The sequence below is a fragment of the Tessaracoccus sp. ZS01 genome (genome assembly GCF_022342445.1).
Taxonomy (GTDB): Bacteria; Actinomycetota; Actinomycetes; order Propionibacteriales; family Propionibacteriaceae; genus Arachnia.
On sequence record NZ_PQFE01000009.1, the window covers coordinates 62,488 to 87,288 of the forward strand.

Annotated in this window: 19 protein-coding genes and 1 riboswitch; of the genes, 14 read left to right on the plus strand and 5 right to left on the minus strand. The window is 69.2% G+C overall.

Annotated elements, in window-relative coordinates; translation table 11 throughout:
* Positions 1-42 precede the first annotated feature (42 nt).
* Complete coding sequence (locus tag C3E87_RS09755) at positions 43-1,716, minus strand: DUF885 domain-containing protein (protein WP_076062151.1); 1,674 nt, start codon at positions 1,714-1,716, stop codon at positions 43-45.
* 52 nt (positions 1,717-1,768) lie between these two features.
* Complete coding sequence (locus C3E87_RS09760; protein ID WP_076062153.1) at positions 1,769-2,809, minus strand: LLM class flavin-dependent oxidoreductase; 1,041 nt, start codon at positions 2,807-2,809, stop codon at positions 1,769-1,771.
* 96 nt (positions 2,810-2,905) lie between these two features.
* Positions 2,906-2,964, plus strand: a riboswitch (guanidine-III (ykkC-III) riboswitch).
* 35 nt (positions 2,965-2,999) lie between these two features.
* On the opposite strand from C3E87_RS09760, the gene C3E87_RS09765 reads away from it, so the two are divergent.
* The 3 genes from C3E87_RS09765 (at position 3,000) to C3E87_RS09775 (ending at position 5,075) form a co-directional block, all read left to right on the plus strand.
* Positions 3,000-3,314, plus strand: coding sequence for a multidrug efflux SMR transporter (locus C3E87_RS09765; protein ID WP_076062155.1), 315 nt, complete (start codon positions 3,000-3,002; stop codon positions 3,312-3,314).
* Positions 3,314-3,661 (plus strand): multidrug efflux SMR transporter, encoded by a 348-nt coding sequence (locus C3E87_RS09770; protein ID WP_076062157.1) that lies wholly within the window; start codon positions 3,314-3,316, stop codon positions 3,659-3,661. The genes C3E87_RS09765 and C3E87_RS09770 overlap by 1 nt, the downstream gene beginning before the upstream one ends.
* Before the next feature lie 76 nt (positions 3,662-3,737).
* Entirely contained in the window at positions 3,738-5,075 is a 1,338-nt protein-coding gene (locus tag C3E87_RS09775; RefSeq protein WP_076062159.1) for an ABC transporter substrate-binding protein, read from the plus strand.
* On the opposite strand, the gene C3E87_RS09780 is transcribed toward C3E87_RS09775, so the two are convergent.
* Positions 5,068-6,975: a penicillin-binding transpeptidase domain-containing protein gene (locus C3E87_RS09780; RefSeq protein ID WP_076062161.1), complete on the minus strand. Its 1,908-nt coding sequence runs from the start codon at positions 6,973-6,975 to the stop codon at positions 5,068-5,070. The two genes, C3E87_RS09775 and C3E87_RS09780, sit on opposite strands and share 8 nt — an antisense overlap.
* Positions 6,976-7,162: 187 nt before the next feature.
* On the opposite strand from C3E87_RS09780, the gene C3E87_RS09785 reads away from it, so the two are divergent.
* Both C3E87_RS09785 and C3E87_RS09790 read left to right on the plus strand, forming a co-directional pair.
* Positions 7,163-8,353: a TerC family protein gene (locus C3E87_RS09785; protein ID WP_076062163.1), complete on the plus strand. Its 1,191-nt coding sequence runs from the start codon at positions 7,163-7,165 to the stop codon at positions 8,351-8,353.
* 1 nt (position 8,354) lies between these two features.
* A complete protein-coding gene (locus C3E87_RS09790) occupies positions 8,355-9,719 on the plus strand; it encodes a hypothetical protein (protein WP_083665546.1) in 1,365 nt (454 codons plus the stop codon).
* Positions 9,720-9,889: 170 nt separating this feature from the next.
* On the opposite strand, the gene C3E87_RS09795 is transcribed toward C3E87_RS09790, so the two are convergent.
* On the minus strand, positions 9,890-10,498 hold the full coding sequence (locus C3E87_RS09795; RefSeq protein WP_076062165.1) for an MBL fold metallo-hydrolase: 609 nt from the start codon (positions 10,496-10,498) through the stop codon (positions 9,890-9,892).
* Positions 10,495-11,088, minus strand: a complete 594-nt coding sequence (locus C3E87_RS09800; RefSeq protein ID WP_076062167.1) for a TetR/AcrR family transcriptional regulator — start codon at positions 11,086-11,088, stop codon at positions 10,495-10,497. The genes C3E87_RS09795 and C3E87_RS09800 overlap by 4 nt, the downstream gene beginning before the upstream one ends.
* A gap of 91 nt (positions 11,089-11,179) precedes the next feature.
* Between C3E87_RS09800 and C3E87_RS09805 the strand changes: the two genes are divergently transcribed.
* The 9 genes from C3E87_RS09805 to C3E87_RS14920 all read left to right on the plus strand — a co-directional run bounded on the left by C3E87_RS09805 (position 11,180) and on the right by C3E87_RS14920 (position 24,792).
* On the plus strand, positions 11,180-13,849 hold the full coding sequence (locus C3E87_RS09805) for an MMPL family transporter (protein WP_076062170.1): 2,670 nt from the start codon (positions 11,180-11,182) through the stop codon (positions 13,847-13,849).
* Positions 13,846-16,455 carry a YhgE/Pip domain-containing protein gene (locus tag C3E87_RS09810; RefSeq protein WP_076062172.1) on the plus strand — a complete coding sequence of 870 codons (2,610 nt, stop codon included), beginning with the start codon at positions 13,846-13,848 and terminating at the stop codon, positions 16,453-16,455. Before C3E87_RS09805 ends, C3E87_RS09810 begins: the two co-directional genes overlap by 4 nt.
* Before the next feature lie 111 nt (positions 16,456-16,566).
* Positions 16,567-17,799 (plus strand): WXG100 family type VII secretion target, encoded by a 1,233-nt coding sequence (locus tag C3E87_RS09815; protein ID WP_076062174.1) that lies wholly within the window; start codon positions 16,567-16,569, stop codon positions 17,797-17,799.
* On the plus strand, positions 17,799-18,746 hold the full coding sequence (locus C3E87_RS09820) for a hypothetical protein (protein ID WP_076062176.1): 948 nt from the start codon (positions 17,799-17,801) through the stop codon (positions 18,744-18,746). Before C3E87_RS09815 ends, C3E87_RS09820 begins: the two co-directional genes overlap by 1 nt.
* A gap of 186 nt (positions 18,747-18,932) precedes the next feature.
* Positions 18,933-19,274, plus strand: a complete 342-nt coding sequence (locus tag C3E87_RS09825) for a hypothetical protein (protein WP_143570980.1) — start codon at positions 18,933-18,935, stop codon at positions 19,272-19,274.
* Between the two features lies 1 nt (position 19,275).
* Positions 19,276-19,974 carry a hypothetical protein gene (locus tag C3E87_RS09830; protein WP_076062181.1) on the plus strand — a complete coding sequence of 233 codons (699 nt, stop codon included), beginning with the start codon at positions 19,276-19,278 and terminating at the stop codon, positions 19,972-19,974.
* A gap of 185 nt (positions 19,975-20,159) precedes the next feature.
* Entirely contained in the window at positions 20,160-20,921 is a 762-nt protein-coding gene (locus tag C3E87_RS09835) for an MIP/aquaporin family protein (protein WP_076062184.1), read from the plus strand.
* A gap of 42 nt (positions 20,922-20,963) precedes the next feature.
* Positions 20,964-22,484: a glycerol kinase GlpK gene (gene glpK / locus C3E87_RS09840; protein ID WP_076062186.1), complete on the plus strand. Its 1,521-nt coding sequence runs from the start codon at positions 20,964-20,966 to the stop codon at positions 22,482-22,484.
* A gap of 169 nt (positions 22,485-22,653) precedes the next feature.
* A complete protein-coding gene (locus tag C3E87_RS14920; RefSeq protein ID WP_076062189.1) occupies positions 22,654-24,792 on the plus strand; it encodes an ATP-dependent DNA ligase in 2,139 nt (712 codons plus the stop codon).
* Positions 24,793-24,801: the final 9 nt, after the last annotated feature.

Below are 24,801 nucleotides of genomic sequence, written 5' to 3' on the forward strand. Positions count from 1 at the left end.
CTCTAGTCCAGCCCATCCGGGGCCATGGCGCAACGGTTTCGGCTACTTCAGGAGTGCCTCGCGGAGGGTGTCGAGGCCCACGGAGCCGAGGTCCAGGGCCCTGCGGTGGAACGACTTCACGTCGAACGCGTCGCCTCCCCGGGCCGCCGCCTCGTCGCGCGCCTGCTCCCACAGCCGCTGGCCCACCTTGTAGGACGGCGCCTGTCCGGGCCAGCCGAGGTAGCGGTCCAGTTCGAAGCGCAGGAACTCTTCGGCCATGTTGGCGTTGGCCTTGAAGAACTCCCAGGCCTTGGGCTCGTTCCAGGTGCCGCCGCCCCATTCCTCCGGCGCGTCCTTGCCCAGGTGGACGCCGATGTCGAGGACGACGCGGGCAGCGCGCATGCGCTGGGCGTCGAGCATGCCCATCCGGTCTCCGGGGTCGTCGAGGTAGCCGAGGTCCGCCATCAGGCGCTCCGCGTAGAGGGCCCAGCCCTCGCCGTGGCCCGAAACCCAGCACGCGAGCCGGCGCCAGCGGTTGAGGAGCGAGGAGCGGTAGATCGTCTGGCCCAGCTGGAGGTGATGGCCCGGGACGCCCTCGTGGTAGACGGTGGTCTTCTCGCGCCAGGTGCCGAAGCGCTCGACGCCCTCGGGCACCGACCACCACATGCGGCCGGGGCGGGAGAAGTCGTCGGAGGGGGCGGTGTAGTAGATGGCACCGGTGTTGCTGGGGGCGATCATGCACTCGAGCCGGCGCACCGGGGCGGGGATGTCGAAGTGGACGTCCGCCAGTTCGGCGACCGCCTGGTTCGAGGTCTCCTGCATCCAGCGCTGGAGGGCGTCCACGCCGCGGAGCTGGCGGTTGACGTCGTCGTCGAGGCGCGCCATGGCCTCCTCCGGTGAGGTGCCCTCGCCGTAGAGCTGGAGGGCGACGTCGTCCTGCTCGGCGACGATGCGGTGGAGCTCTTCGCGGCCCCACTCGTAGGTCTCGTCGAGGTCGACACGGGCGCCCAGGAAGTAGCGCGAGAACCGCTCGTAGCGCTCCCGGCCCACGGCGTCGTCCTTCGGGGCGCGGGGGGCGAGCTCACGCAGCGCCTCGGCGAGCCGGCCGTAGGCCCCGCGGGCGACATCAGCGCTACGGAGCAGCGAGGCGGAGGCGGCGTCCGGCACCTGCGCGCCCTCGGCGAAACGGGTCCAGAAAGAACCGCCGCCGGCGAGCTCCTCTGCCTGCTTGACGCCCAGCTCGATCTGGCGGAGCGCAGGGAACGGGCCGTCGGCGTGGGTAGCCGCGTGGCGGAGCGATTCGATGTAGCCGTCCACCGCTGTCGGCACGGTGGCCATGCGCTGGTCGATGACCTCCCACTGTTCGAGGGTGTCCGTGGGCATCAGGTCGAAGATGTCGCGGATGCCCTGCAGCGGCGAGGCGAGGTTGTTGAGCGTGGCGTAGCTCTCGCCGGCGTCGTGGAGTTCGAGTTCGAGGCCGAGCCGCTCGTTCATGGCGGCGGCGGTGACCTCGTCGATCGCATCCTGCGGGGCGGTCTGACGCACCTTCGCGAGCGTGGCGCGCGTGGCGTCGGCGAGGGCGTCGAGGCCGGCCGGGGAGAAATCATCGAGGAGATGGTCCTGGCCGGGGATGCCCCAGTTCGTCGCGGCGATGGGGGAGAGCTTGGCCAAGGTCTCGACGTAGTCGTCGGCGATCTGGTCCAGGGGCGAGCTTGGTCGCGCGGGCGTTTCTGTCATGGATCCGACGCTAGCACCGGCCTCTGACCGCCCGGCGGGGGATCCTCACGGCTCAGGCGTCGGTGAGCATGTCCTTGACGAGCGGGACCACCTCGGTGCCGTAGAGCTCGATGGAGCGCAGGATCGCCTCGTGGGAGAGACGGCCGGCGGACACCTTGAGCTGGTAGCGGGTGGCGTCGAGTGCCTTCATGCCGTCGGCGATCTTGCGGGCCACGGTCTCCGGAGAACCCACCGCCATGGAGCCGTGGGCGGCCTCGTGCTCGAAGTGTTCCCGGCCCATCTGGCCCCAACCGCGCTCACCGCCGATGCGGCGGCTCTGCTCGAGCCACGCGGGGTAGAGCTGCTCCAGAGCCTCCTCGTCCGTCGGCGCCACGTGACCGTACGTGTGGTAGCCCACGGGCTGCGGCGCCTTACCCAGTTCCTCGAGGGCCCGACGGTGCAGTTCGGCGAACGGCGCGAACCGGGCGGTGGGACCGCCGATGATGGCCAGCATGAGCGGCAGGCCGTGCGACGCGGCACGCACCACGGACTGGGGGCTGCCTCCCACGGCGACCCACGTCTTGAGCGGCCCGTCGGCCAGGGTGGGGAAGAGCTCGACGTCCTTGAGGTTCTGGGTGAGCTTGCCCTGCCACGTGTTGATGCCGCCTTGGACGAGTTGGGCGAAGAGGGCGAGCTTCTCCTCGAAGAGCTCCTCGTAGTCGGCCAGGTTGTAGCCGAACAGGGGGAACGACTCGGTGAAGGAACCGCGCCCCACCACGATCTCGGCCCGGCCGGAGCTGATGGCGTCCAGGGTGGCGAAGCGCTCGAACACGCGCACCGGGTCGTCGGAACTGAGGACCGTGACGGCGGAGGCCAGCTTGATGTGCTGGGTGCGGGCGGCGATGGCCGCGAGCACCATCTCCGGCGAGGACACGGCGAAGTCGTCGCGGTGGTGCTCGCCGATGCCGATGGCGTCCAGGCCCACCTGGTCGGCGAGGATCCCCTCATCGACGACGTTGCGCACGACCTGGTCGTGCGGCAGCAGCGTGCCGTCGGCGGCTGCCGTGACGTCGCCGAAGGTGTCGATGCCGAATTCAAGCGTTTCGAGGTCCATGCCTACTCCAACAATGTTTAGGGTTCAACTATTCCCGGAGTCTAGCCGATCAAGCGCCGGTGACCTTGGCGGGCTCCCTGGACTCCTTTAGACTCGGCGCTGGCGACCCGCCCCGGACGACGGATCAGTACCCGGTGAAGACAAGACTGGCCCCCTCGCGTGAGGGCAGTGCAGAAGGAGTTGTGTCTTCATGGATTGGGTCATCCTGCTCGCCTCCGGTGTGATGGAGGCCGTCTGGGCCACCGCGCTCGGCCGCTCGAACGGGCTCCGGCGCCCCCTGCCCACCATGGTCTTCGTGGTGGCGTCCGTCCTCAGTCTCATCGGCCTCGGGGTGGCGCTCGACACGCTGCCGACGGGCACGGCCTACGCCGTCTGGACCGCCACCGGCGCTTCGCTCACCGTGATCTGGGCGATGGCCACGGGCGCGGAGCCGGCCAGCATCAAGAAGGTCCTGCTGCTGGTGGGCATCGTGACGTGCGTCGTGGGCCTGAAGGTGGTGGCGTGATGCGGCTGCCGCAGTCCTGGGCCTGGCCCGTCCTGCTGGTCAGCGCCGTCCTCGAGGCGGTGTGGGCCAACGCGCTGTCGGCCAGCCAGGGTTTCGGGAGGCTCGGGCCCACCGTCGTGTTCCTCGTGGCGGTGGCACTGTCCACCGTCGGCCTCGGGTTGGCGATGAAACACATCCCTACAGGGACGGCCTATGCGGTGTGGACCAGCCTCGGGGCGGTGCTCACCGTGACCTACGCCACCCTGACCGGCCAGGAGCAGCTGTCCTGGCAGAAGGCGCTGTTCCTGGCCGGCATCATCGCGTGCGTGGTGGGCCTGAAGCGGATGGATCGGGACAGCCCCCACTGAGGAGATCCTCGCCGCCGGCCGATGGGCACTGCTCCGGGCTGGCATTCTTGGAAGCCCAGCCACTGAGAAGGCACCCATGAAGCGACGCACGTTCCTCGCTGTTGCCGCAGGCAGCACCGTGGTCTCGTGCGCGCCCGGCTCCCATCAGGAACCGACTGCCAGCACCCAGCCCGTTGCCGTCGCCGACCCTGATATCGCGTCGCTCGGCGACCTCACGTTGACCGTGTGGGACCAGGAGGTCCGCGGGGGTCAGAACGCCACGATGGAGGCCTTGAACGAGGGCTTCCAGGACGCGTTCCCCAACGTGACGATCCGGCGACTGTCGCAGTCCTTCGACGACCTCCGCAAGCAGGTCACACTCGCGCTCTCCGGCAACGATGTGCCCGACGTGATGCAGGTCAACAACGCCCGGGCCGACATGGGGGCCTTCGTCCGTGCGGGTCAGATCCTCGACCTCTCCGGGTTCGCGGCCGCCTACGGCTGGGACGACCGGTTCACCGGCTCGGTGCTGGGCAAGATGCGCTACTCACCAGATGCGGTCAGTTTCGGGGAGGGGAACCTCTACGGACTGCCGCAGACGGGGGAGATCGTCGGGTTGTACTACCGGCAGGCGACCCTGGACAGGCTCGGCGGCGAGGCCCCCGGAACGTGGGAGGGCTACTTCGCCCTGCTCGACGCGGCGCGCGGCGACGGCCTGCAGCCGATGGTGCTCGGCAACCTGGACAAGTGGCCCGCCCTCCATGTGTTCGGGCCGCTCCAGGCCGCCTACCTGCCCACGGACGACATCATCAAGCTCGGCATGGGCAACTCGGGGGCCAGTTGGACCAGCGCCGCGAACCTCGAGGCGCTCACGAAGTTCGCCGCCTGGGGTGCGGAGGACTACCTGGGTGACTCGCCCAACGGCACGGACTACGACTCGGCCTGGCTCCACTTCGCCGAGGGCAAGGCTGCCTTCCTGCCGGCCGGGAGTTGGCTCGCCACCGACCTGCAGGATGCCGTGGGCGAGGGACTGCGCTTCATGGCTCCACCCATGGGCCTCGACGGTGCGCTGGCCACCACCGGGGGTACCGGCATTCCGTGGTCCATCCCGTCGAGGGCGGCCCATCCGGAGGTCGCGGCCGCCTATCTGGACTTCATCACCAACGAAGGGGCCATGGAGACGGTCGCGGCAAACGGCGGGCTCCCCGTGCTAAGGGCAGGCGAGCTGGCGCCGGAGACCGGCGTGCTGCACGACGTTTTCGTGGAATTTGAGGCCGTGTCGCAGCGGGGCACGCTGTTGCCCTACCTCGACTACGCGACGCCCACCTTCGGCGACACCGCGGGCGCGGCCTTCCAGGAACTGATCGGCGGCCAGAAGGACCCCGAAGCGGTGGCCGAGGTCCTCCAGGCCGACTACGCGGCCTTCGTCAGCTGAACAGAGCCGTGATCAGGGGCGCCGCGGTGGTGCCGCCGCTGTCGCCGACCTCCACGAACGCCGACACCGCCACCTTGTCGTTGTAGGCGATCATCCACGCGTGCGTCTGCTGGTTGCCCGTCGGTCCCCACTGGGCGGTGCCCGTCTTGGCGCCGATCATCTTGCCCTTCAGGGACTGCGCGGTGCCGGTGTCCACCGTCGCCTTCATCATGGCCTGGAGGCTCTGCGCCTCGGCGGCCGCCAGCGGAGCGGCCGTCGGCGACGCCTGGTGGCCCTTGACGAGCCACGGCACGACGGTGCGGCCGGCGCCGACGGAAGCGGCCACCGCCGCCATGCCCAACGGCGACATCGTGATCTGGCCCTGACCGATCATCGACGCGGCCCGGTCGATCCGGTTGCTGGGGGCCACCGTGCCGAAGTTCGACGTGAACCCGGCGTCGTAATCGGTGCCCACGCCCAGCGACCCTGCGGCCGCGGCCAGCTGGTCTGAGGTGACGGTGTCTGCGGCCGTGACGAACGCGGTGTTGCACGAGTACTTGAAGGCGTCCATCAGCGTGATGGCACCGGTGCGGCTGTAGCCGGTGTAGTTGCCGAAGGTGTAGGTGTCGATGGCGAGCGTGGGTGGGCATTGCACCGTCGACGACGGCGACAACCCGTTGCGCAGCATCGCCAGCGACGAGACGACCTTGAAGGTGGACCCCGGAGCGAACTTGCCGAACGTCGCGTGGGGGTAGGTGCCGCCCGACGGCGACTGTGCCGCCGCGAGCAGCCCGCCGTCGGCCAGGTTGATCACCACGAGCGACGCGAGACCGGGCTGCGCCGCGAGGACCGCTTCGGCCTTTGTCTGCAGGTCGCGGTCCATGCTGAGGTCGATGCCTTCGCTGACGGATGTGTCCTGGAGGAACAGCGGTCGGGGTTCCATGGGGGTGGGTGACGGTGACTCGCCCTCCTTCGCGGCCCGCGATACCAGGTCCACCCGGATCAGGGGCACGCCGCGGAGTTGCTCGTCGTAGCGCAGTTGCAGGCCGGAGATGCCCACGCGGTCGTTGACGGTGAGCTTCCCCCCGGACTTCTCGATCATCTCCGCGGTGGGCTCCCCGATCGCGCCCAGGATGGGTGCGGCGAACGTCGAGCTGGGGCCCAGCACCGCGCGGATCTCGCGCACGAGCCTGCCCGGCACATCGGCGACCCCGGCGGGGATCTCCGACTGCGGCAGCGTCTTGGCGATCACGAAGGCCTTCGGCCCGCCGCCCAGCACCTTGGCCGTGAAGGCCTCCGCGTCGGCGCCCAGGAGGGTGGCCAGTTGGGTGGCGGAGGTGGCCCATTCGGCTTCGGCCAGCGCCGCCTTGTCGATGCCCACCTCGTAGAGCGCGCGCTCCTCGACCAGGGCGAGGCCGGTGTTGTCGTTGATGGGCCCCCGCTTGGCCTCCTCCTGCGTGAAGCGCAACCTCGTCGACCCCGTCAGCTCCGGGTGCGCCAACGTCGGCGACCACTCGAGCACCCACTGGTCGTCGCGCAGCGTGAACGCGGCAGGCGTGGCGTAGGTCCAGCCTTCCACGCCCAGCGGGTACGTCACCGTCAAGGTGCCGACGGCGCCCTCACCCTGGTAGGTCAGCTCGCCCGGTTCGAACGTGGGGTAGATGCCGTCCATGCCGGCGAAGATCGTTTCGAGTTCGGCCTGCGCCGCGGCGTTGCTGGCCGACATCGTGAGCTTGGAGACATCCCTGGCCGTCAGTGCGGCGGCCACCTCCGCCAGGACGGAGTCTGCGGCGGGCAGGTCACCGGCAGGGCTTGCCGCCGTCGGCGACTCCTGCGGCTGGGGCGACTCCCCGTCGGTGCCCGGGGCGCAGCCCGAGGCGAGTAGGACGGCGGTCAGTGCCGCGGCCAGCAGTCGACGCATAGGGGACCTCCTCTTCGGCGCCACCCCAGGCTACCCAAGGGTGACGTCAGCCCTCGCAGAACGCGCGGTGGCTTCCGGCGTTTCCGGGCGGGCCGTGCCGGACGGTAGACTTGATGAGTCATCGACGTTGGCCCTGAAGGGTACCGATGGCAGAAACCCCGTTTTCTCGCCAGTCAGGAGCTTTTGCGTGTCGACAAACGTGCCCCTCTGGGTCTGGGCGATCACTCTGGTCGCCATTCTGGCCCTTCTCGCGTTCGACTTCTTCTTCCACGTGCGTCAGGCGCACGAACCCACCCTCCGCGAGGCCACCATCTGGTCGGCCTTCTATGTGGGGGTGGCGATCCTCTTCGGTGTCATCCTGCTGGTCTTCGGTGGCACCACCATGGGCGTGGAGTACTTCTCCGGCTATCTGCTGGAAAAGGCGTTGTCAGTTGACAACCTCTTCGTGTTCCTGGTGATCATCTCCAGCTTCGCAGTGCCCCGCGCGGACCAGCAGAAGGTGCTGCTGTTCGGCATCGTCTTCGCGCTGATCGCCCGCTCGGCCTTCATCTTCGCCGGCAAGGCGATGATCGACAACTTCACCTGGACCTTCTACCTCTTCGGCCTGATCCTCATCGTGACGGCCGGCAAGCTGCTGGCGCCGGAGAAGGAAGACTCGGAGGCGGACAACTTCATCATCCGCCTGGCCAAGCGCTACCTCCACACCACGGACCACTACGACGGCGACAAGCTCTTCACCATGGAGAACGGCCGCCGGGTCCTCACCCCGATGCTGCTCGTGATGGTGGCCATCGGCGGCACGGACATCCTGTTCGCCCTGGATTCCATCCCCGCCATCTACGCGGTCACCACCAACGTGTACATCGTGTTCGCCGCCACCGCGTTCTCGCTGATGGGTCTGCGTCAGCTGTACTTCCTCATCGACGGGCTGCTGGACCGCCTCGTCTACCTGAAGTACGGCCTGTCGATCATCCTCGGCTTCATCGGCGTCAAGCTGGTGCTCGAGGCGCTGCACACCAACGCGCTGTTCTTCATCAACGACGGTGAGCCTGTCAACGTGTTCACGTTCGACGCGTACACGTCGCTGCCCGTCATCGTCGGCGTCCTGACCCTCACCGTGGTCGCGTCGCTCGTCTCGCCCAAGGGCAAGCTCATGGCCGCCGTCCGCCGCGTGGACCGCCTGGCCCACGGCTACCTCAACCACGATTACGAGGGTGAGCCGGGTGAGCGCACCGCCAAGTACGAAGAGATGCTGGCAGCGCAGAACGCCCTCATGCGCTTCGACCGCGACAAGGTCGACGCCATGATGGAAGAGGTCGGTGCCAACTGGTCCGTCGAGAAGGCCGAGCGCGCGCACGCCGAGGCCAGCGGCTACTGACGTGCAGCTGATCAGCGCCCTCAGGCGACTCTGGCGCCACGCAGCCTTCCGTCGGCTGCTGACCCTGCGGATCCTGAGCCAGGCTGCTGACGGCACACTCCAGGTGGGGATGGCCAGCTACATCCTGTTCTCCCCACAGTCGCAGGCCAGCGCCTGGGCGATCGCGGGTGTGCTGGCGCTCACCCTGCTGCCGTTCACCGTGATCGGCCCGTTCGTGTCGCCGCTGCTGGACCGCTGGTCACGACGCGACGTCGCCCTCTACTCGGACCTCACCCGTGCGGTCCTCGCCGCCACCATTGGCGTGATCATCGCCACGGGGGCCACGACGGGGGGCTGGGCCGTCGTGCTGTTCGGCGCCCTGCTGGTCGCGATGAGCATCAACCGGTTCATGCTGGCCGGGCTGTCGGCCGGGCTGCAGCACACCGTCGAGCAGGACGAGTACCTCACGGCGTCGTCGATCGTGCCGACGGTGGGGCCCATCGGGGTCGTCATCGGCGCGGTCGCCGGCTTCGCCGCCCGGTTCGCGCTCGGCGACGCGCTGGGGGCCAACAGGGCCGATGCCATGGTGTTCGGGTTGTCGGCGGTGATGTTCGTCGGCTCGGTGCTGGTGTGCCGCGGTTTCCACCGCGACGCCCTCGGCCCCGCCCCCGTTGACCCAGCCGCTGGCGGCGTGGGTTCCACCGTCGTCAGGCGGCGTTCGACCACGGAGGTGGTGGCCGGCCTGGCAGATGCCGCCCGCCATCTGCGCACCCGTCCCGTCGCGCTCCTGGCGCTGCTGTTGATGGCCGCCACACGGCTGCTGTTCGGCCTGCTCAGCGTCGCGGTCATCCTCGCCGCCAGGCACCTGTGGCACCCTTCGGACCGCCCGGAACTGGCGCTCGCCGACCTGACGGTCTGGGGCCTGGCCACCGGCGCCGGCTTCATCCTGTCGGCACCCGTGGTGCCCGTCATGGTGCGGTGGCTGGGGCTGCGTCGCACCTCGATCGCGGTGCTCCTGCTCGGCACGGCCACCTCGGCGGCGTTGGCCATCAGCTCCGCGAAGCCCGTGGTCTTCGTGACCAGCTTCTTCGTCGGCCTGGCCGTCCAGGCATTCAAGGTCTGTGTGGACACCATCGTCCAGTCGCACGTGGAAGAGCAGTACAAGGGTCGCGTCTTCACCTTCTACGACATGCTCTTCAACGCCGCGTTCGTCACCGCTGGGGTCGTGGCTGCCTTCGTGCTGCCCACCACGGGGCTGTCGACTGCGGCCTTCCTCGGCATCGGGGTGGGTTACGTGGCCTGTGCAGCGGTGCTGTTCGGGGCAGGGGCGCGTCTGGGGCACGCCACGTTCGAACGCGGGACGGAAGACCTCACGCGCGCGTCCTGAACGCCGGTGTCAGTCTGTCGCCTCAGCCCACAGCTCGCGGCGACGCGCGGCCTGCCGACGGTCCACCGCCCCCACCACCACGCAGGCCAGGGTGATCAACCCGACGAGCCACAACAGTTTGCGCATCATGGCCGCCAATCTACCCGGCCGGCCCTGTGTCCCGCGGCTGCTCACCAGCCGCGGGCGATCCAGTCAGCGAGCTGCGGGCGCTCGGCCCCGATGGTGGTGGAGGGCCCGTGCCCGGTGTGGACCACCGTCTCGTCGGGCAGCGTGAAGAGCCGCTCGGAGATGGACCCGATGATCTGTTCGAAGCCGGAGTAGCCCCAGCGCGTGGCGCCCGGGCCGCCCTCGAAGAGGGTGTCGCCGGTGAAGACGCAGCCGAGATCCTCCGCCACCAGAGACACCGCCCCGGGCGTGTGGCCCGGGGTGTGCCGCACCTCCAGCTCGGTCCCCGCGACGGCGAGGCGCTCGCCGTCGAGCAGCGGGTTGAAGTCGTCGCCCGGGTGCTCCTGGTCCCAGAGGAACCGGTCTGCCTCGTGGAGCCGGATGGGCGGGTTTCCCACCTGGGGCGCGAAGTCCAGCACCGCCCCGACGTGATCCCAGTGCCCGTGTGTCAGCACGATCTGCGTGACGCGCCGCCCGCCGACGAGTTCGACGACGGCCGAGGCGTCGTGGGCAGGGTCGATGACGATGGCCTCGGTGTCGTCGCCCACCAGCCACACGTTGTTCTCGAAGCCCTGGCCGGAGGCGGTCACCAGGTGTTCGACGCGGGCGCTCACGCCCCGGTCCCGATCGGCTCGACGAAGGCCTGCGAGGCGAGGGTGATGAGCCGCTTCGATTCCTCGTTGTAGCCGATCTGGCGGGGGGAGTAGTGCAGTGTCTCGAGGATCTCCAGCGCATCGGCGACAGGGACGGTGAACCGCACGCCGGCGCGGGCGGCGGCCTGCTCGGCGACCTCCAGGTACATGGGCAGCAGCCCGGCGCGGGTGGCGCGCAGCCGCTCGCCGAACTCGGGCACCCGCGCGGCCCGCAGCGACAGTTCCACCTCCGTCGCATGCAGTGCGGGGGACAGGTGCGCCACGTCGAGGATGGCCGTGACGATGCTGTCCGCCGGGATCTCGTCGGGCATGGTGGCCAGCGCGTCCCGGATCCGGGCCGACGCCTCCTCGGCCACGGTCTGGGCGATCTCGATGCAGAGGTCGTCCTTGCTGGAGAAGTTCGAGTAGAAGGCCCCGCGCGTGAAGCCGGCCGCCTCACACACCTGCTCGACGCTGGTGGCGTCAATGCCACGGGTGCCGAACTCGCTGATGCCGGCCTCGACGAGGCGGGCGCGCGTGGCCCGTCGTCGGGCTGTGTCCAAGACCGTCATGTTGCTCACTTTCGCGACGGGTACAGGAATGTATTGAAATCGGTACACCGATGTATCCTGATGCCGGTACACCAGAGGATAGGGCAATCTCATGTCAGCTTGGCTTTACGCCGTCGGCAAATGGTGCTTCCGGCGCCGCCTCACCGTGCTCGCCATCTGGCTGGCGGTCCTCCTGGGCCTGGGCGGCGCGGCCGCGGCCTGGTCAGGGAGCTTCAACAACGACTTCGACATCCCCTCCTCCAACTCCCAGGAGGCGTTGGAGAAGCTGAGGATGACGTTCCCGCAGGGTGCCGCCTTGTCGGCCATGGCGGTGATCGTGCTCCCCGAGGGCGAGTCGGTCGAGACCTACCGGCCCCAGATCGAGGACGCTGTCGCCAGCTTCGCCGCGCTCGACGAGGTGGAGGCTGACGGTGCCACCTCGCCCTGGAATGAGTTCGTGGACGGACTCATCTCCGACGACGAACGCGCGGCGCTGATCCAGCTGAGCCTCGGGTTCTCCGGAGTGACCCCGACCGCCGACGACCTGGCGCCCATCACCGAGGTGGCCGACGCCCTGCAGGCGGAGCTGCCGCCGGGCAGCGAGGTCGCGATGGGCGGCGAGGCCTACAACATCGAACTGCCCGCGCTGAGCCTCATCGAGATCATCGGCCTGGTGGTGGCCCTCATCGTCCTCACCGTGGTGCTGGGATCCCTCGTTGCTGCGGGACTGCCGCTGCTGACCGCCATCATGGGCGTCGGCATCACCACGGCGCTCATGTTCCTGCTGACGTCGGTCTTCGCCATCAACTCCACCACGCCCATCCTCTCCGTGATGCTCGGCCTCGCCGTCGGCATCGACTACGCCCTCTTCATCCTGTCGCGGCACCGCGACCAGTTGCGCCAGGGCCTCGAGCCGCAGGAGTCGGCCGGCCGCGCCGTCGGCACCTCCGGGTCGGCCGTCGTGTTCGCCGGCCTTACCGTCTTCATCGCGCTGCTCGGCCTGTCCGTCGCCAACATCCCGTTCCTGACCGTGATGGGCATCTTCGCTGCACTCGGCGTGGCCCTGGCCGTCGCCGTCGCGCTGACCCTGCTGCCCGCGCTGATGGGGTTCATGGGCGAGAAGATGCGCCCCCGGGAACGCGCGCCGAAGGCCAGGAAGAAGTCCCGTTCCGGGACGGGTGCCTTCGCCTGGTGGGTGGGCGTCACCACCAAGCACCCGGTGGCCACCATCATCAGCGTCGTGGTGCTGCTCGGTGCGTTGACGATTCCGACGGTGGGGCTGCAGGTGTCGCTGCCCAACGCCGGCCAGCAGCGCGCGGAACAGCCCGCGCGGATCGCCTACGACCTCATGGCGGAGCACTTCGGCGAGGGCGTCAACGGCCCGCTCGTCGTGACCGCCGACATCATCGGCTCGACGGACCCCCTCGGCGTCATGGCCGACCTCAAGGCCGACATCGAGCGGATGGACGGCGTCGCCTCCGTGCCGCTGTCCACCCCCAACCCCAACGCCGACACGGGCCTCATCCAGGTGGTCCCCACCACCGGCCCGGACGACCCCGCGACCGCCGTCCTCGCCCGCGCGCTGATGGACCGACACGACGAGTGGCTGGCCGAGTACGACGTCAACACCAACGTCACCGGCATGACCGCCGTCCAGATCGACATCAGCGACAAGCTCACCCAGGCGCTGCTGCCGTTCGGGCTGCTGGTGGTCGGCCTGTCCCTGGTACTCCTGGCCGCAGTGTTCCGCTCGGTGTGGGTTCCGGTGAAGGCGACGGTGGGCTACCTCCTCAGCGTCGGCGCGGCGTTCGGTGCCACCACTCTGGTGTTCAACCACGGCTGGCTCAAGGAGTTGGTCAACCTCGAGCGCGGCATGCCGGTCATCTCGTTCCTGCCCATCCTGCTGATGGGCATCCTGTTCGGCCTCGCCATGGACTACGAGGTGTTCCTCGTCAGCCGGATCCGTGAGGAGTACGTGCACGGCAAGAGCGCGCTCGACGCCATCCGCAGCGGCTTCGTCGCCTCAGGGCCGGTCGTGGCCGCTGCGGCCGTGATCATGTTCGCCGTGTTCGCGTTCTTCGTCCCCGAAGGCATGGGGCCGATCAAATCGATCGCGTTCGCGCTGGCCGTGGGCGTCGCTGTGGACGCGTTCCTGGTCCGCATGACGCTGGTGCCGGCCGTGATGACGCTGCTCGGCGACCGCGCCTGGTGGCTGCCCGCGTGGCTGGACCGCCTGCTGCCCACCTTCGACGTGGAGGGCGAGGTGCTCTCCAAGGAGATGGCGCTCAAGGAATGGCCCGGCGACGGGTCGGCGCTGCACGCCGAAGACCTTGAGGTGGAGGGCATCGTCGAGCCCCTCACCCTGTGGCTGATGCCCGGCCAGGTGGCCGGAGTCGTCGGCCCCGTCGGCGCCCGCACCGGCGCCCTCCTGGCGCTGGGCGGCAGGCTCCAGACCACCGGTGGCCGAGCCCGGGTGGCCGGCGCGTTGCTGCCCGAAGGGGCAGGCCGGGCCCGCCGTCGGGTGACCTACCTCGACCTCGCCCATGTCGAGGACGTGGCCGCCGCGCTGGAGAGCACCCGTCCGGCCACCGTCGTGATCGTCGACTCCGTCGACGTGGTGACCCCGGGCGCCGCGCGGGACGCCCTCGACCAGCTCATCCAGAACACCCGTGCGCGGGGCGCCGTCCTCCTGGGCGCCGCCAGCGCGGAGCACCTCATCGACCTGACCCCCGACGGCGTGCTGAACGTCGCCACCCCCCTGCACGAGGAGACAAGGGCATGAGAAACACCCGCCCCACCCCTGCACAGATCGTCGCGATGGCGCTTGTGCCGCTGCTGGCCGCAGGCCTGCTGCTCGGCCTGATCGGCCGTGGCGGCGAGAGCCGCATCGAGGCCGCCGTCGTGAATCTCGACCAGGCGGTCACCGTCGGCGACCAGTACATCCCCATGGGCCGCCAGCTCGCGGCCGCCATGCTCGAGCGCGAAGGCGACAACATCAGCTGGACCCTCGCGGACGCGCCCAGCGCCACCGAGGGCCTCAGGTCCGGCAGGTTCTCCGCCGTCGTGACCATCCCGGAGAACTTCTCCGCCAACGCCACGTCCTGGTCCGAGAACGACGCGGCCAAGGCCGAGCAGGCTGGCATCCAGGTGGCGGTCAGCGACAACGCGCCGGTCACGGACGCCCAGGTGGCCGAGCAGATCGCCCGCATGGCCACCGACACCATCAACGCGCAGCTCACCGAGGGGTACCTCGACGGCATCTACGTGGGCTTCAACACCGTGGGCGAGCAGTTCGGCACCATCGTCGACGGCGTCTCCGAGTTGGAGGACGGCGCCTCGCAGCTGTCCGACGGCGCCCAGCAGTCGGCCGACGGCGCCGCCCAGCTCAACGACGGCATGACGCTACTCAAGGACAACGGCGGCAAGCTGGCCGACGGTGGCTCGCAGCTCGCGGAGGGCGTGGGCGACCTCGCCGTGGGCGTCGGCGCCCTGAACACAGGCGCCGGCCAGCTCGCCTCGGGAGCCGACCAGTTAGCCGACGGCGTGGACCAGTTCGCCGGTCAGGCGCCCCGCCTCGTCGACGGCGCCGAACAGTTGGCCGACGGCGTCGAGCAGTTCTCGGGACAGGCGCCGGCCCTCGTCGACGGCGTGACGCAACTGGCGGACCAGGGTGGGCAGTTGCTCGCCGGGCTCCCCGAGTTCGCCGAGGGTTCCGCCGCAGTGGTCGGCGGGGTCGACCAGCTCAGCGACGGCCTCAGCCAGATCATCACCGGCATCGAGAACCAGCCGGTCGACACCGCGGAGCTCGATCTGTTGGCCCAGGGCGCCCGCGCCACCGCCGACGGCGCTGCCGGGCTCAGCGGCGGCCTCGCCCAGGCGGACCAGGCCCTGCAGGGCTATGCCTCCGGCGCCGTGCCCATGCCCGCCGAGGTCGCGGCGGTCGCAGACCAGATCGCGCAGGCCTTCACGTGCCCGGTGGAGGATCCGGCCACGTGCGAGATGCTCCGCCAGACGTTCGCGGCCGGCGCTGCCGCCGGCGTGCAGGGCGGGTTCCAGGCCGGCACCGGCGCGGGTTCGGCCGCGCTCAACACGCCAGACCCGCAGAGCGGGCTGTCGCTGGTGGGCGGCGCGGGCCAACTCGCCGGCGGCGCCGACGCGCTGGCTGACGGGGTCGACACCCTTGTCGCCGAACTGCCGACGCAGACCGCCGAGCAGATGGCCGTCCTCAGCGGCGCCCTCACGCAGGTGCGTGACGGCGCTGACCAGATCGTCACCGAGGCCCAGCCCCTCGTCGACAACGCCCCCCTCATCGCGGACGGCGCCACCCAGTTGAACGGCGGGCTCCAGCAACTCAAGGGGCAGATCGGCGCGCTGCCGACCGGAGTCACGCAGTTGGCCGACGGCGCCCGCAGCCTGGCAGACGGCATCGCCCAACTCCCGGCCGGTGTGCAGCAGTTGCAGACCGGCGCCCGCGGCCTGGCTGACGGGGCCTCGGGCCTCGCCAGCGGCGTGGGGCAGCTCGACTCGGGCGCCCAGCAGCTGCAGACCGGCGCCGAGGAATACGTCTCGGGCGTCGGCCAGTACACCACCGGCGTGCGCTCGGCGGCCGAGGGAACCGACGCGCTCAGCGGCGGGCTCAGCCAGCTGTCGTCCGGCGCCGGCCAGCTCTCTGACGGTCTCGAGCTGTTCAACACCGAGCTGACGAAGGGCGCCGAGGAGCTGCCCAGCTACTCGGCCGAGGACCGCAAGCAACTGTCCAGCGTCGCCGCGTCGCCGGTGGCCGAGGAGAAGGATTTGATCACGCCCACCGAGGTGGGTTCCACGGCGCTGCTGATCGTGGCCGGCCTGTGGCTCGGCGCCCTGGCGGCGTTCGCCTTCTGGCGTCCCGTGCCGCGCAACGTCGTCAGCTCCCGTGCAGCGAGCATCGTGCTCTGGGGCCGCACGGTGTGGCTGCCTCTGGTGCTCGTCGTCGGCCAAGGCCTCGTGCTGGGACTCATCGGTTCGGTCGTGCTGGGCCTGGGCGTGGGCACGGCCGCGGTCCTCGTGTTGCTGATGATGCTGTTGGGCGGCTCGTTCGCGTTGGCCAACCACGCCCTGGCCGGTTGGCTGGGCAACATCGGGCGGTTGATCTCCGGGCTGCTGCTCGTCGTGACGGTGGGCCTCGGCCTCTCCTCCGCCGTCGGCTGGCTCTCGCCGATCGGCGCGGTGTCGCCGCTGCAGAACGGTTTCGAGCTGGTCCGCACCCACATGGCGGACGGCACCGGCGAGGTGGGCCTGGCCTCCGTCGCGCTCCTGCTCGGCGTCGTCGCCCTCACCTTCTCGGTGACGGCGATCGCCGCCAAGCGTCGTCTGACCCCCGCGCAGTTCCGGGCGGCCCACGCCGGCTGATACTCCAACCAGGTGGGCGTACGGGCCCCCGCCACCGGCGGATCAACGGTGTGTGACGTGACCCGAACGGCTGGTTAACTTGTCAACGGTCTATGCCCGGAGGAGATGGCCATGGGTGACGCTGACAAGGCGTGGGAGCAGCTGATGAAGCGGGCCGCCGAGGGCGGTTTCGCCGGGCTGCGCGCAGATTCAGACGACGAGATCGACGACACAGACCTGGGCGAAGCGCCCATCAACCCCAACTCCACCGGAGCCAAGGGCAAGAAGGGCGCCGGCGGCCCGGCGATGATGCCGCCCATGATGGGCGGCCCGGGCGGCGCGGGCCGCCCCGGCGCGCCCGGTGGCGTGGCCCCCGGAGACATGGCGGGCGTCATGGGTGGCGGGATGATGCGAGGCGCCCCCGGCGCGGCCGGAGCCGGCTTGCCCGGTGGTGCCACGTCGATGGGCGGCGGCCTCGCCGGAGGCGGCGCGGGCGCCCCCGCGATGGGCGGCGTGCCCGGTGGTCCGGGTGGCCCCATGGCAGCGGGCCTCGGCCCGGACGGGACCGGCCCCGGAGACCCTGGCCACGTCCTGCGGCCCGGTGACCCGGGCTATGTGCCCCGTCCGGGTGATCCGGGCTATGTTCCCGGCCCCGGGGAGCCGGGCTATTCTCCCCGCCCCGGGGAGTCCGGCTATTCGTTGCGTCCGGGTGATCCGGGGTACGTGCCGGGTCCGGGTGATCCGGGGTACGTGCCGCGTCCGGGGGATCCGGGCTACGTGCCGCGTCCGGGTGATCCGGGCTACGTGCCGCGCCCGGGTGATCCGGGCTACGTCCCCGGCCCGGGCGATCCGGGCTACGTCCCCGGCCCGGGCGATCCGGGCTACGTCCCACCGTCGCCCGGCTCAGAGGGTCCCTCGCCGTACCAGCCGCCGAGCTATCAGCCACCCTCCTATCCGGCGCCCTCATCCCCGCCCGCGTACCAGCAGCCCGGCGCCGAAGGTTCTGGGCAATACACGTCACCCAGTTACCCGACAGGCCCAGGGTCGTACTCACCGTCCGGCGGTGGCTCGGGCGGCGGCGGGGGCACCGGTGACTATCAGGTGGATCCGGCCCAGCTGGAGGCTGCGGCCCAGGAATGGGAGGAGCTGTCCGGCGAGATGGAGTCTGTGACGTCGACCCCGGTCCCCACCGAATTCGGTCTCGTGCCGGACCTCGGTGTGAACTCCCTGACGTCGTCCACCACTGACTGGTCCTCCGGGGCGGGCGGCGAGTACAACACCATCTCGTCGATGCTGCGGGCCTCGGCCAGCGACTACCGGGGCACGGAGCAGGCCAATGCCCAGCAGGCGAAGGGGATGATCTGATGATTCTGCCGATCGATCTCGTTGACGGGTTGTTCATCAGGCTGGGCGGCCAGCCGAGCGGATTCTCCCTGACCGAAGCGGAGGGCGTGGGGGCCCACCGGCTGGGGCCGGCCGTCGACGCGCTCAAGGCTGCCGTCGACGCCGCGGTGGAGGCGGATCGGAAGGACTCCGTGAACTGGTGGGACGAGTTCCTGTCGTTCGTGGAGCACGGCCTCTTCGGCTACCAGCAGGACCGCCGCGAGTTTGAGGCGAAGGGCGAGAAGATCATCCGGGATCTTCAGCGCGAGGTTGAGGCCGTTCGCGAGCAGATGACGGTCGTCCGAACGGAGGTGGGGCATGTCCCCGGCGACCTTGAGGCCGATGCGAGGCGGTGGCGGACCAAAGCCGAACAGGTGTCACAGGTGCGCAGCAGGATCACTTCACTGCGACAGATCCCCGGTTGGATCAGCGGCGCCAGCAGCAGTTACACGGCGCGCAGCATCGTGCAGGACGGCGCGACGGAGGAACTGCGGGGGTTGGCCACCAGCATGGCCAATGCGATCAGCCAGCTCGCGCTGTTCAACCGGGCCCTCTTCCTCGTGATGGAGCGGGAGATCAAGGCCACCACCCAGGCTGTCCAGAGTCTGCAGCCTGGCGCCAAGGGCTATCACTACCGACGGGTTGCCAACGCGCTCGATCTTCTGAGGGCGTTGCGGACGAACCTGCAGGACGCCCAGTTCGGACGCCCTGTCCGAGACAGCGCCGATGCGCTTGCCGGCAAGGTGACGGAATGCCTCTCGGCTCCTCAGCTGCTTCAGCCTGGCACGTGGCCCACAGGCGGTGGGCAGGCCTCTGTCCCGCCGGCCCCCACGGACTCGGTGCCGGATCCGGATGAGGCAGAATCTCGGGTGGACGATCCGGCCGGCGCCCAGCAGCCCGGCGGAACCAACGACGGGGTGAAGAGGTAAGGAATGCGTGGAGCCGTTTCGATGGGATTGCGGTCCCTGGCCGCTTGCAGTGTCACGCTGTTGATCGTGAGCACCGGCTGCACCCCGGACGGCCCGGCACCCCCCAGCCCCACAGGGACTGTTGAGGCGTCGACAGCTGCTCCCTCGGCGACCCGGTCGTCCAGTGACCCGGCGGCCACTGGGTCGGTGCAGCTGGAGGAGTTGGGCGAAGACGAATACCCCACGACCGTCGGCGATTTCACCCTGAACTGGCTGCTCGGACAGCCGGTGTACGACGCCGGAAAATCGGATCGGATCGTTGTCGCGCCCTGGGCATGGAGTGAGCGGGCGGCCGAGTGGAGCGAGGGCCTCGAGAAGGGGCAGACAGAACTGCGCCCCGGTGTCTGGTGTTACGAGGCCAATGACGCGCAATGGTGCGTCGGGAACTCGGAGAGCGGTCGCCTCTTCCTCAACCGGGACATGTTTGACACCTTGACGCTGGAAGAACTCGCCGCCTGGACCGAGAGCTTCGTGGCGGAGGTTCCCTGACGTGACCGAATTCGACGACGACCTGGACCCGCTCGCGCCGCCACCTTACGGCGGCAATGAACCCGAGGAAGAGGCGATCGACGAATCCGACGGCGGGTTCTCAGACCGCGAAGGCATTGTGCGCCTCTGGTCTGAGCACGGCCGCCTCACCAAGGTGCGGCTGAGCCCCGTCTGGTTCCACAAGGTGCCGGACGCCGCGGCGTTGGAGGCCAGGTTCCGCGAGGCGCTGATGCTGTCGACCCTCCAGCTGGCGGCACCGCCAGAACCCGGCGCGGCTCCCGAGGAGCCCGAACTGCCCCGTGAAGTGCGCGAGCGTCTGCGCGACCTGCCCGCGCTCAGCCGTCGGTCACTGGTGTTGTTCGACCGCGTCGGCCGGGATCTCGACGCGCGGCATGCCGCAGCCCTGGCTGCGACCAGGGAGACGGAACCAGGGGCGCCGGCCAGGGGCCGCTCGAAGGGCGTCACCGTCATCCTCAACGGCGACGGTGGGGCGGAACGCATCATGTTCGATCCGAAGTGGCTCGATGATGCTCAGGTGGGGTCCATCTGCACCCACATCATGCTGGCGGCCGAACGGGCCTATGCACGCCACGATGAGGTCGAACGGCCACCCTCTGGGCTGGATGAACTGGCCCAGGAAAGAGACGTGTTGAGGACGGCCCTCCTCACCATGCTCAAACCTCGCGACAGTCGGCCCTGACAGGGTCCTCTGCCTCTTCCCCGTCGGCATCGACAGCATTTCATCACGCAGTTATGTGCACCGGTGTCTAACCGTTGTGCACAAGTGTGCATGGCTGTTGCAATGACGTGCAACATGCCCTTTGCTGGAGCAAACGCGTCTATGGAAGACGTCTATCTGACACTGCAGTCAGGAATGGAGAAATCATGGGAACCATCTTCCTCTCTGAGGCCGTTGGCTCGATGCTGCTGCTGCTACTCGGTGGTGGCGTGGTGGCCAACGCATTGCTCGCCAAGACGAAGGGCAACGGCCAGGGCTTCCTCTTCATCAACTGGGGCTGGGGTCTTGCGGTGTTCGCGGGCGTCCTCGCCTCCTACGCATCCGGTGGCCACATCAACCCCGCCGTCACCGTCGGCCTGCTCGTCAACGGCGCCGAGGAGATGGGTGGCGAACCCGTCTCCGTCGGCCTGGTGCTGGTGTACTTCGCCGGCCAGCTCGTCGGCGCCATGGCCGGCGCCGGCCTCGTGTGGCTGACGTACAAGCAGCACTTCGACACCGACACGGACCCCAACCTCAAGCTGGCCGTCTTCTCGACCGCACCTGAGATCCGCAACCCGCTCTGGAACCTCATCACTGAGGCCATCGGCACCTTCGTGCTCGTGTTCGTCGTCATCGCGGCCGGCAAGTTCACTGAGGCCGGCGGCGAAGGCCCGGCCAACCTCGGCTGGCTCGGCGCCCTCGGCGTGGCACTGCTCGTCGTCGGTATCGGTATCAGCCTCGGTGGCCCCACCGGTTACGCCATCAACCCCACCCGTGACCTCGGCCCCCGCATCATGCACGCCATCCTGCCCATCCCCGGCAAGCGCGACTCCGACTGGAGCTACGCCTGGGTACCGGTGGTCGGCCCCCTGATCGGTGGCGCCCTCGCGGGTCTGCTCGCGCTGGTCCTGCTCCCGCCGGTCGCCTGATCGCATCCATCCACCCTCACTGACGAGAAGGACTGAAGACACATGACTGACAAGTACGTACTTGCCATCGACCAGGGCACGACGAGTTCCCGTGCCATCGTTTTCGACCACAAGGGCACCATCGTGTCCGTGGGCCAGAAGGAGCACGAGCAGATCTTCCCCCGCGCCGGCTGGGTCGAGCACGACCCGCAGGAGATCTGGCGCAACGTGCGCACCGTCGTGGCGGATGCACTGAGCCAGGCCGAGCTGAACCAGAAGGACATCGCGGCCGTCGGCATCACCAACCAGCGCGAGACCACCGTCGTGTGGGACAAGAACACCGGCGAGCCTGCCTACAACGCCATCGTGTGGCAGGACACCCGCACCGCGAAGATCGTCGACGAACTGGGCGGCGCCGAAGGCCAGAACAAGTACAAGGCCCGCGTCGGCCTGCCGCTTGCCACCTACTTCTGTGGACCCAAGGTGAAGTGGATCCTCGACAACGTCGACGGCGCCCGCGAACGGGCCGAGGCCGGTGACCTGATCATGGGCACCATGGATTCCTGGGTGCTGTGGAACATGACCGGTGGCACCGACGGCGGCGTGCACGTCACGGACGTCACGAACGCCTCCCGCACCATGCTGATGGACCTGAAGACCCTCAGCTGGGACGAGGAGATCGCGGCCGACATGACCATTCCCCTGTCGATGCTGCCCGAGATCCGCAGCTCCGCAGAGGTCTACGGCGAGGGCCGCGAGAAGGGCATGCTGGCCGGCGTCCCGATCGCCGGCATCCTGGGCGACCAGCAGGCCGCCACGTTCGGCCAGGCCTGCTTCGAGGTGGGCATGGCGAAGAACACCTACGGCACGGGTAACTTCATGCTGATCAACACGGGCACCGAGGTCGTCCCGTCGGAGAACGGCCTGCTGACCACCGTCTGCTACAAGATCGGCGACAAGGACGCCATCTACGCCCTCGAGGGCTCGATCGCCGTGACCGGCTCGCTGGTTCAGTGGCTGCGTGACAACCTGGGCATCATCTCGTCGGCTCCCGAGATCGAGAAGCTGGCCGCCTCGGTCGAAGACAACGGCGGCGCGTACTTCGTGCCGGCGTTCTCCGGCCTGTTCGCCCCCTACTGGAAGTCCGACGCCCGCGGCGCGCTCGTCGGCCTCACCCGCTACGTGAACAAGGGCCACATCGCCCGCGCCGTCCTGGAGGCCACCGCCTACCAGACGCGCGAGGTGCTCGACGCCATGGAAGCAGACTCGGGCGTGAAGCTCGCAGAGCTCAAGGTGGACGGCGGCATGACGGCCAACGAAACCCTCATGCAGTTCCAGGCCGACATGCTCGGTGTCGACGTGGTGCGCCCCGTCGTCGCTGAGACCACGGCCCTCGGCGCGGCCTACGCGGCCGGGATCGCCGTCGGCTACTGGGAGGGCGAGCAGGATGTCATCGACAACTGGGCCGAGGACAAGCGCTGGACCCCGTCGATGGACGAGGCTGAGCGTGATCGCAAGTTCCGCCTGTGGAAGAAGGCCGTGACCCGCACGTTCGAGTGGGTCGACGAAGACGTGAAGGAGTGATCCTTCCGGCTGTGCTTTCATAGCTGGTTCCCGCTGCGCCGCAGGGCTTCCGTCAAGGAGGCCCTGCGGTTCTGCGTTTCGCCAGCTCCCGGCTCGACGGCAGAGTGAAGTTGTGCACCAAGTCCGCTGCACAACTTCACTCTGCCCCCTCGGGAAGTAGCCTTGGCGCATGGCTGAGCCAGTGATCCTGAAGATCGACGGTCCTGAAGGTCAGCGCGAGGTGAAGTTCTCCTCGCCGGACAAGGTGCTGTGGCCCGACGATGGGGCAGGCGCCGTGACCAAGCGCGGCCTCGCCGACTACCTCCTCAGGATCTCCGACGCCTTCCTGCACCTGAACGGGAACCGGCCGATGACGCTGCAGCGGTTCCCTGAGGGGATCGAGGGCGAGGAGTTCTTCTCCAAGCGGCCACCCCGCGGCGCGCCGGATTTCCTCCGGACAGTGATGTGCACCTACCCGTCGGGCCGACGGCACGAGCAGCTCCTCTTCGACGAGCCGGCGGACCTCGCCTGGGCCGCGCAGATGGGCACCATCACGTTCCACCCCTGGCCGGTGCGTGAGGACGACGTCGACAACCCCGACGAGCTGCGCATCGACCTCGACCCCCAGCCCGGCACCGACTTCAAGGACGCCGTCAAGGCCGCCCACGCGCTCCGCGAGGTGATGGCCGAGGTGGGCCTCAAGGCCTACGCCAAGACCTCCGGCAACCGCGGCGTGCACGTCTTCGCCCGCATCAAACCAACGCACGAGTTCCGGGACGTGCGCCACGGGGTCATCGGCATCGCCCGGGAGCTCGAGCGACGGATGCCGGATCTGGTCACCACCAGCTGGTGGAAGGAGGAGCGCGGCCAGCGCGTCTTCGTCGACTTCAACCAGGCCAACCGCGACCGCACCATCGCCGCCGCCTACTCTCCGCGCCCCCTTCCCGGTGCCCCGGTGTCGATGCCGGTGCGCTGGGAGGACCTCGACGACGTGGAGCCGCACCAGTTCACCGTCCACACGGCGCCGGGCATCGTGGCGGAGCGCGGCTGCGCCTGGGCCGACATCGACGACGAGGCGGGCACCATCGACGGCGCCCTGGCCCTGTGGGAGAAGGATCTCGAACGCGGGCTCGGCGAGCTGAACTTCCCGCCCGACTACCCCAAGATGCCCGGCGAGCCGCCTCGGGTGCCGCCGTCGAAGCGCCGGGAGGATAAGGCCGACGACGACTACCTCGCGCCCAAGGCCGAGCGCGACGCCGAGTGGGGCACCGCCGTCGTGCCGCCGTTCGGGCCGATGCTGGCCAAGCCGGTCAAGAAGCTGCCGAAGGGTGAGTACCTGTTCGAGCCCAAGTGGGACGGCTTCCGCTCGATCATCTGGCGCTCCGGCGACAACGTGGAGATCGGCAGCCGCAACGAGCGCCCGATGACCCGGTACTTCCCGGAGCTGGTCGAGGCCATCATCGACAACTTCCCGGACCACTCCGTGATCGACGGTGAGATCATCATGATCGACCCCGAGACCGGGGACCGCCTCAATTTCGACGCCCTGCAGCAGCGCATCCATCCTGCCGCCTCGCGCATCGAGAAGCTGTCGAAGCTCATGCCCGCCAGCTTCGTCGCGTTCGACGTGCTGGCCCTCGGCATGGACAACTACACCGAGAAGCCGTTCAAGGAGCGGCGCAAGGCGCTGGAGAAGGCGCTGAAGAAGGCGAAGCCGCCGATCTACCTGACCCAGGCCACCAGCGACGAGCCGACCGCAATGGAGTGGTTCGAGCAGTTCGAGGGCGCCGGGCTCGACGGCGTGATCGCCAAGCCGCTGGGCGAGGTGTACCAGGAGGACAAGCGCGTCTTGTACAAGCTCAAGCACGAGCGCACGGCCGACTGTGTCGTGGCCGGCTACCGCCTCTACAAGGGCGAGACCGAGGCGATCGGTTCGTTACTGCTGGGCCTGTACACCGACGACGGGACGCTCAACTCGGTGGGCGTGATCGGGTCGTTCCCGATGGAACGGCGGCGCGAGCTGTTCGCGGAACTCCAGACCCTCGTCGACGAATCCGATGCGCACCCATGGGCGGAGATCGCCGCGGCGCAGCGCACGCCGACCTCTGCGCAGCATTCGCGGTGGAACGCGAAGAAGGACCTGTCGTTCGTGCCGCTGCTGCCGGAGCGGGTGGTGGAGGTGAAGTACGACCACATGGAGGGGGACCGGTTCCGGCACACGGCGCAGTTCGTGCGGTGGCGCGACGACCGGGAGCCGGAGTCGTGCACCTACGACCAGCTCGAGGAGCCGCTCAGCTACGACCTGGACAAGGTGCTCGGGGCCGGCTGACCTGCCCGG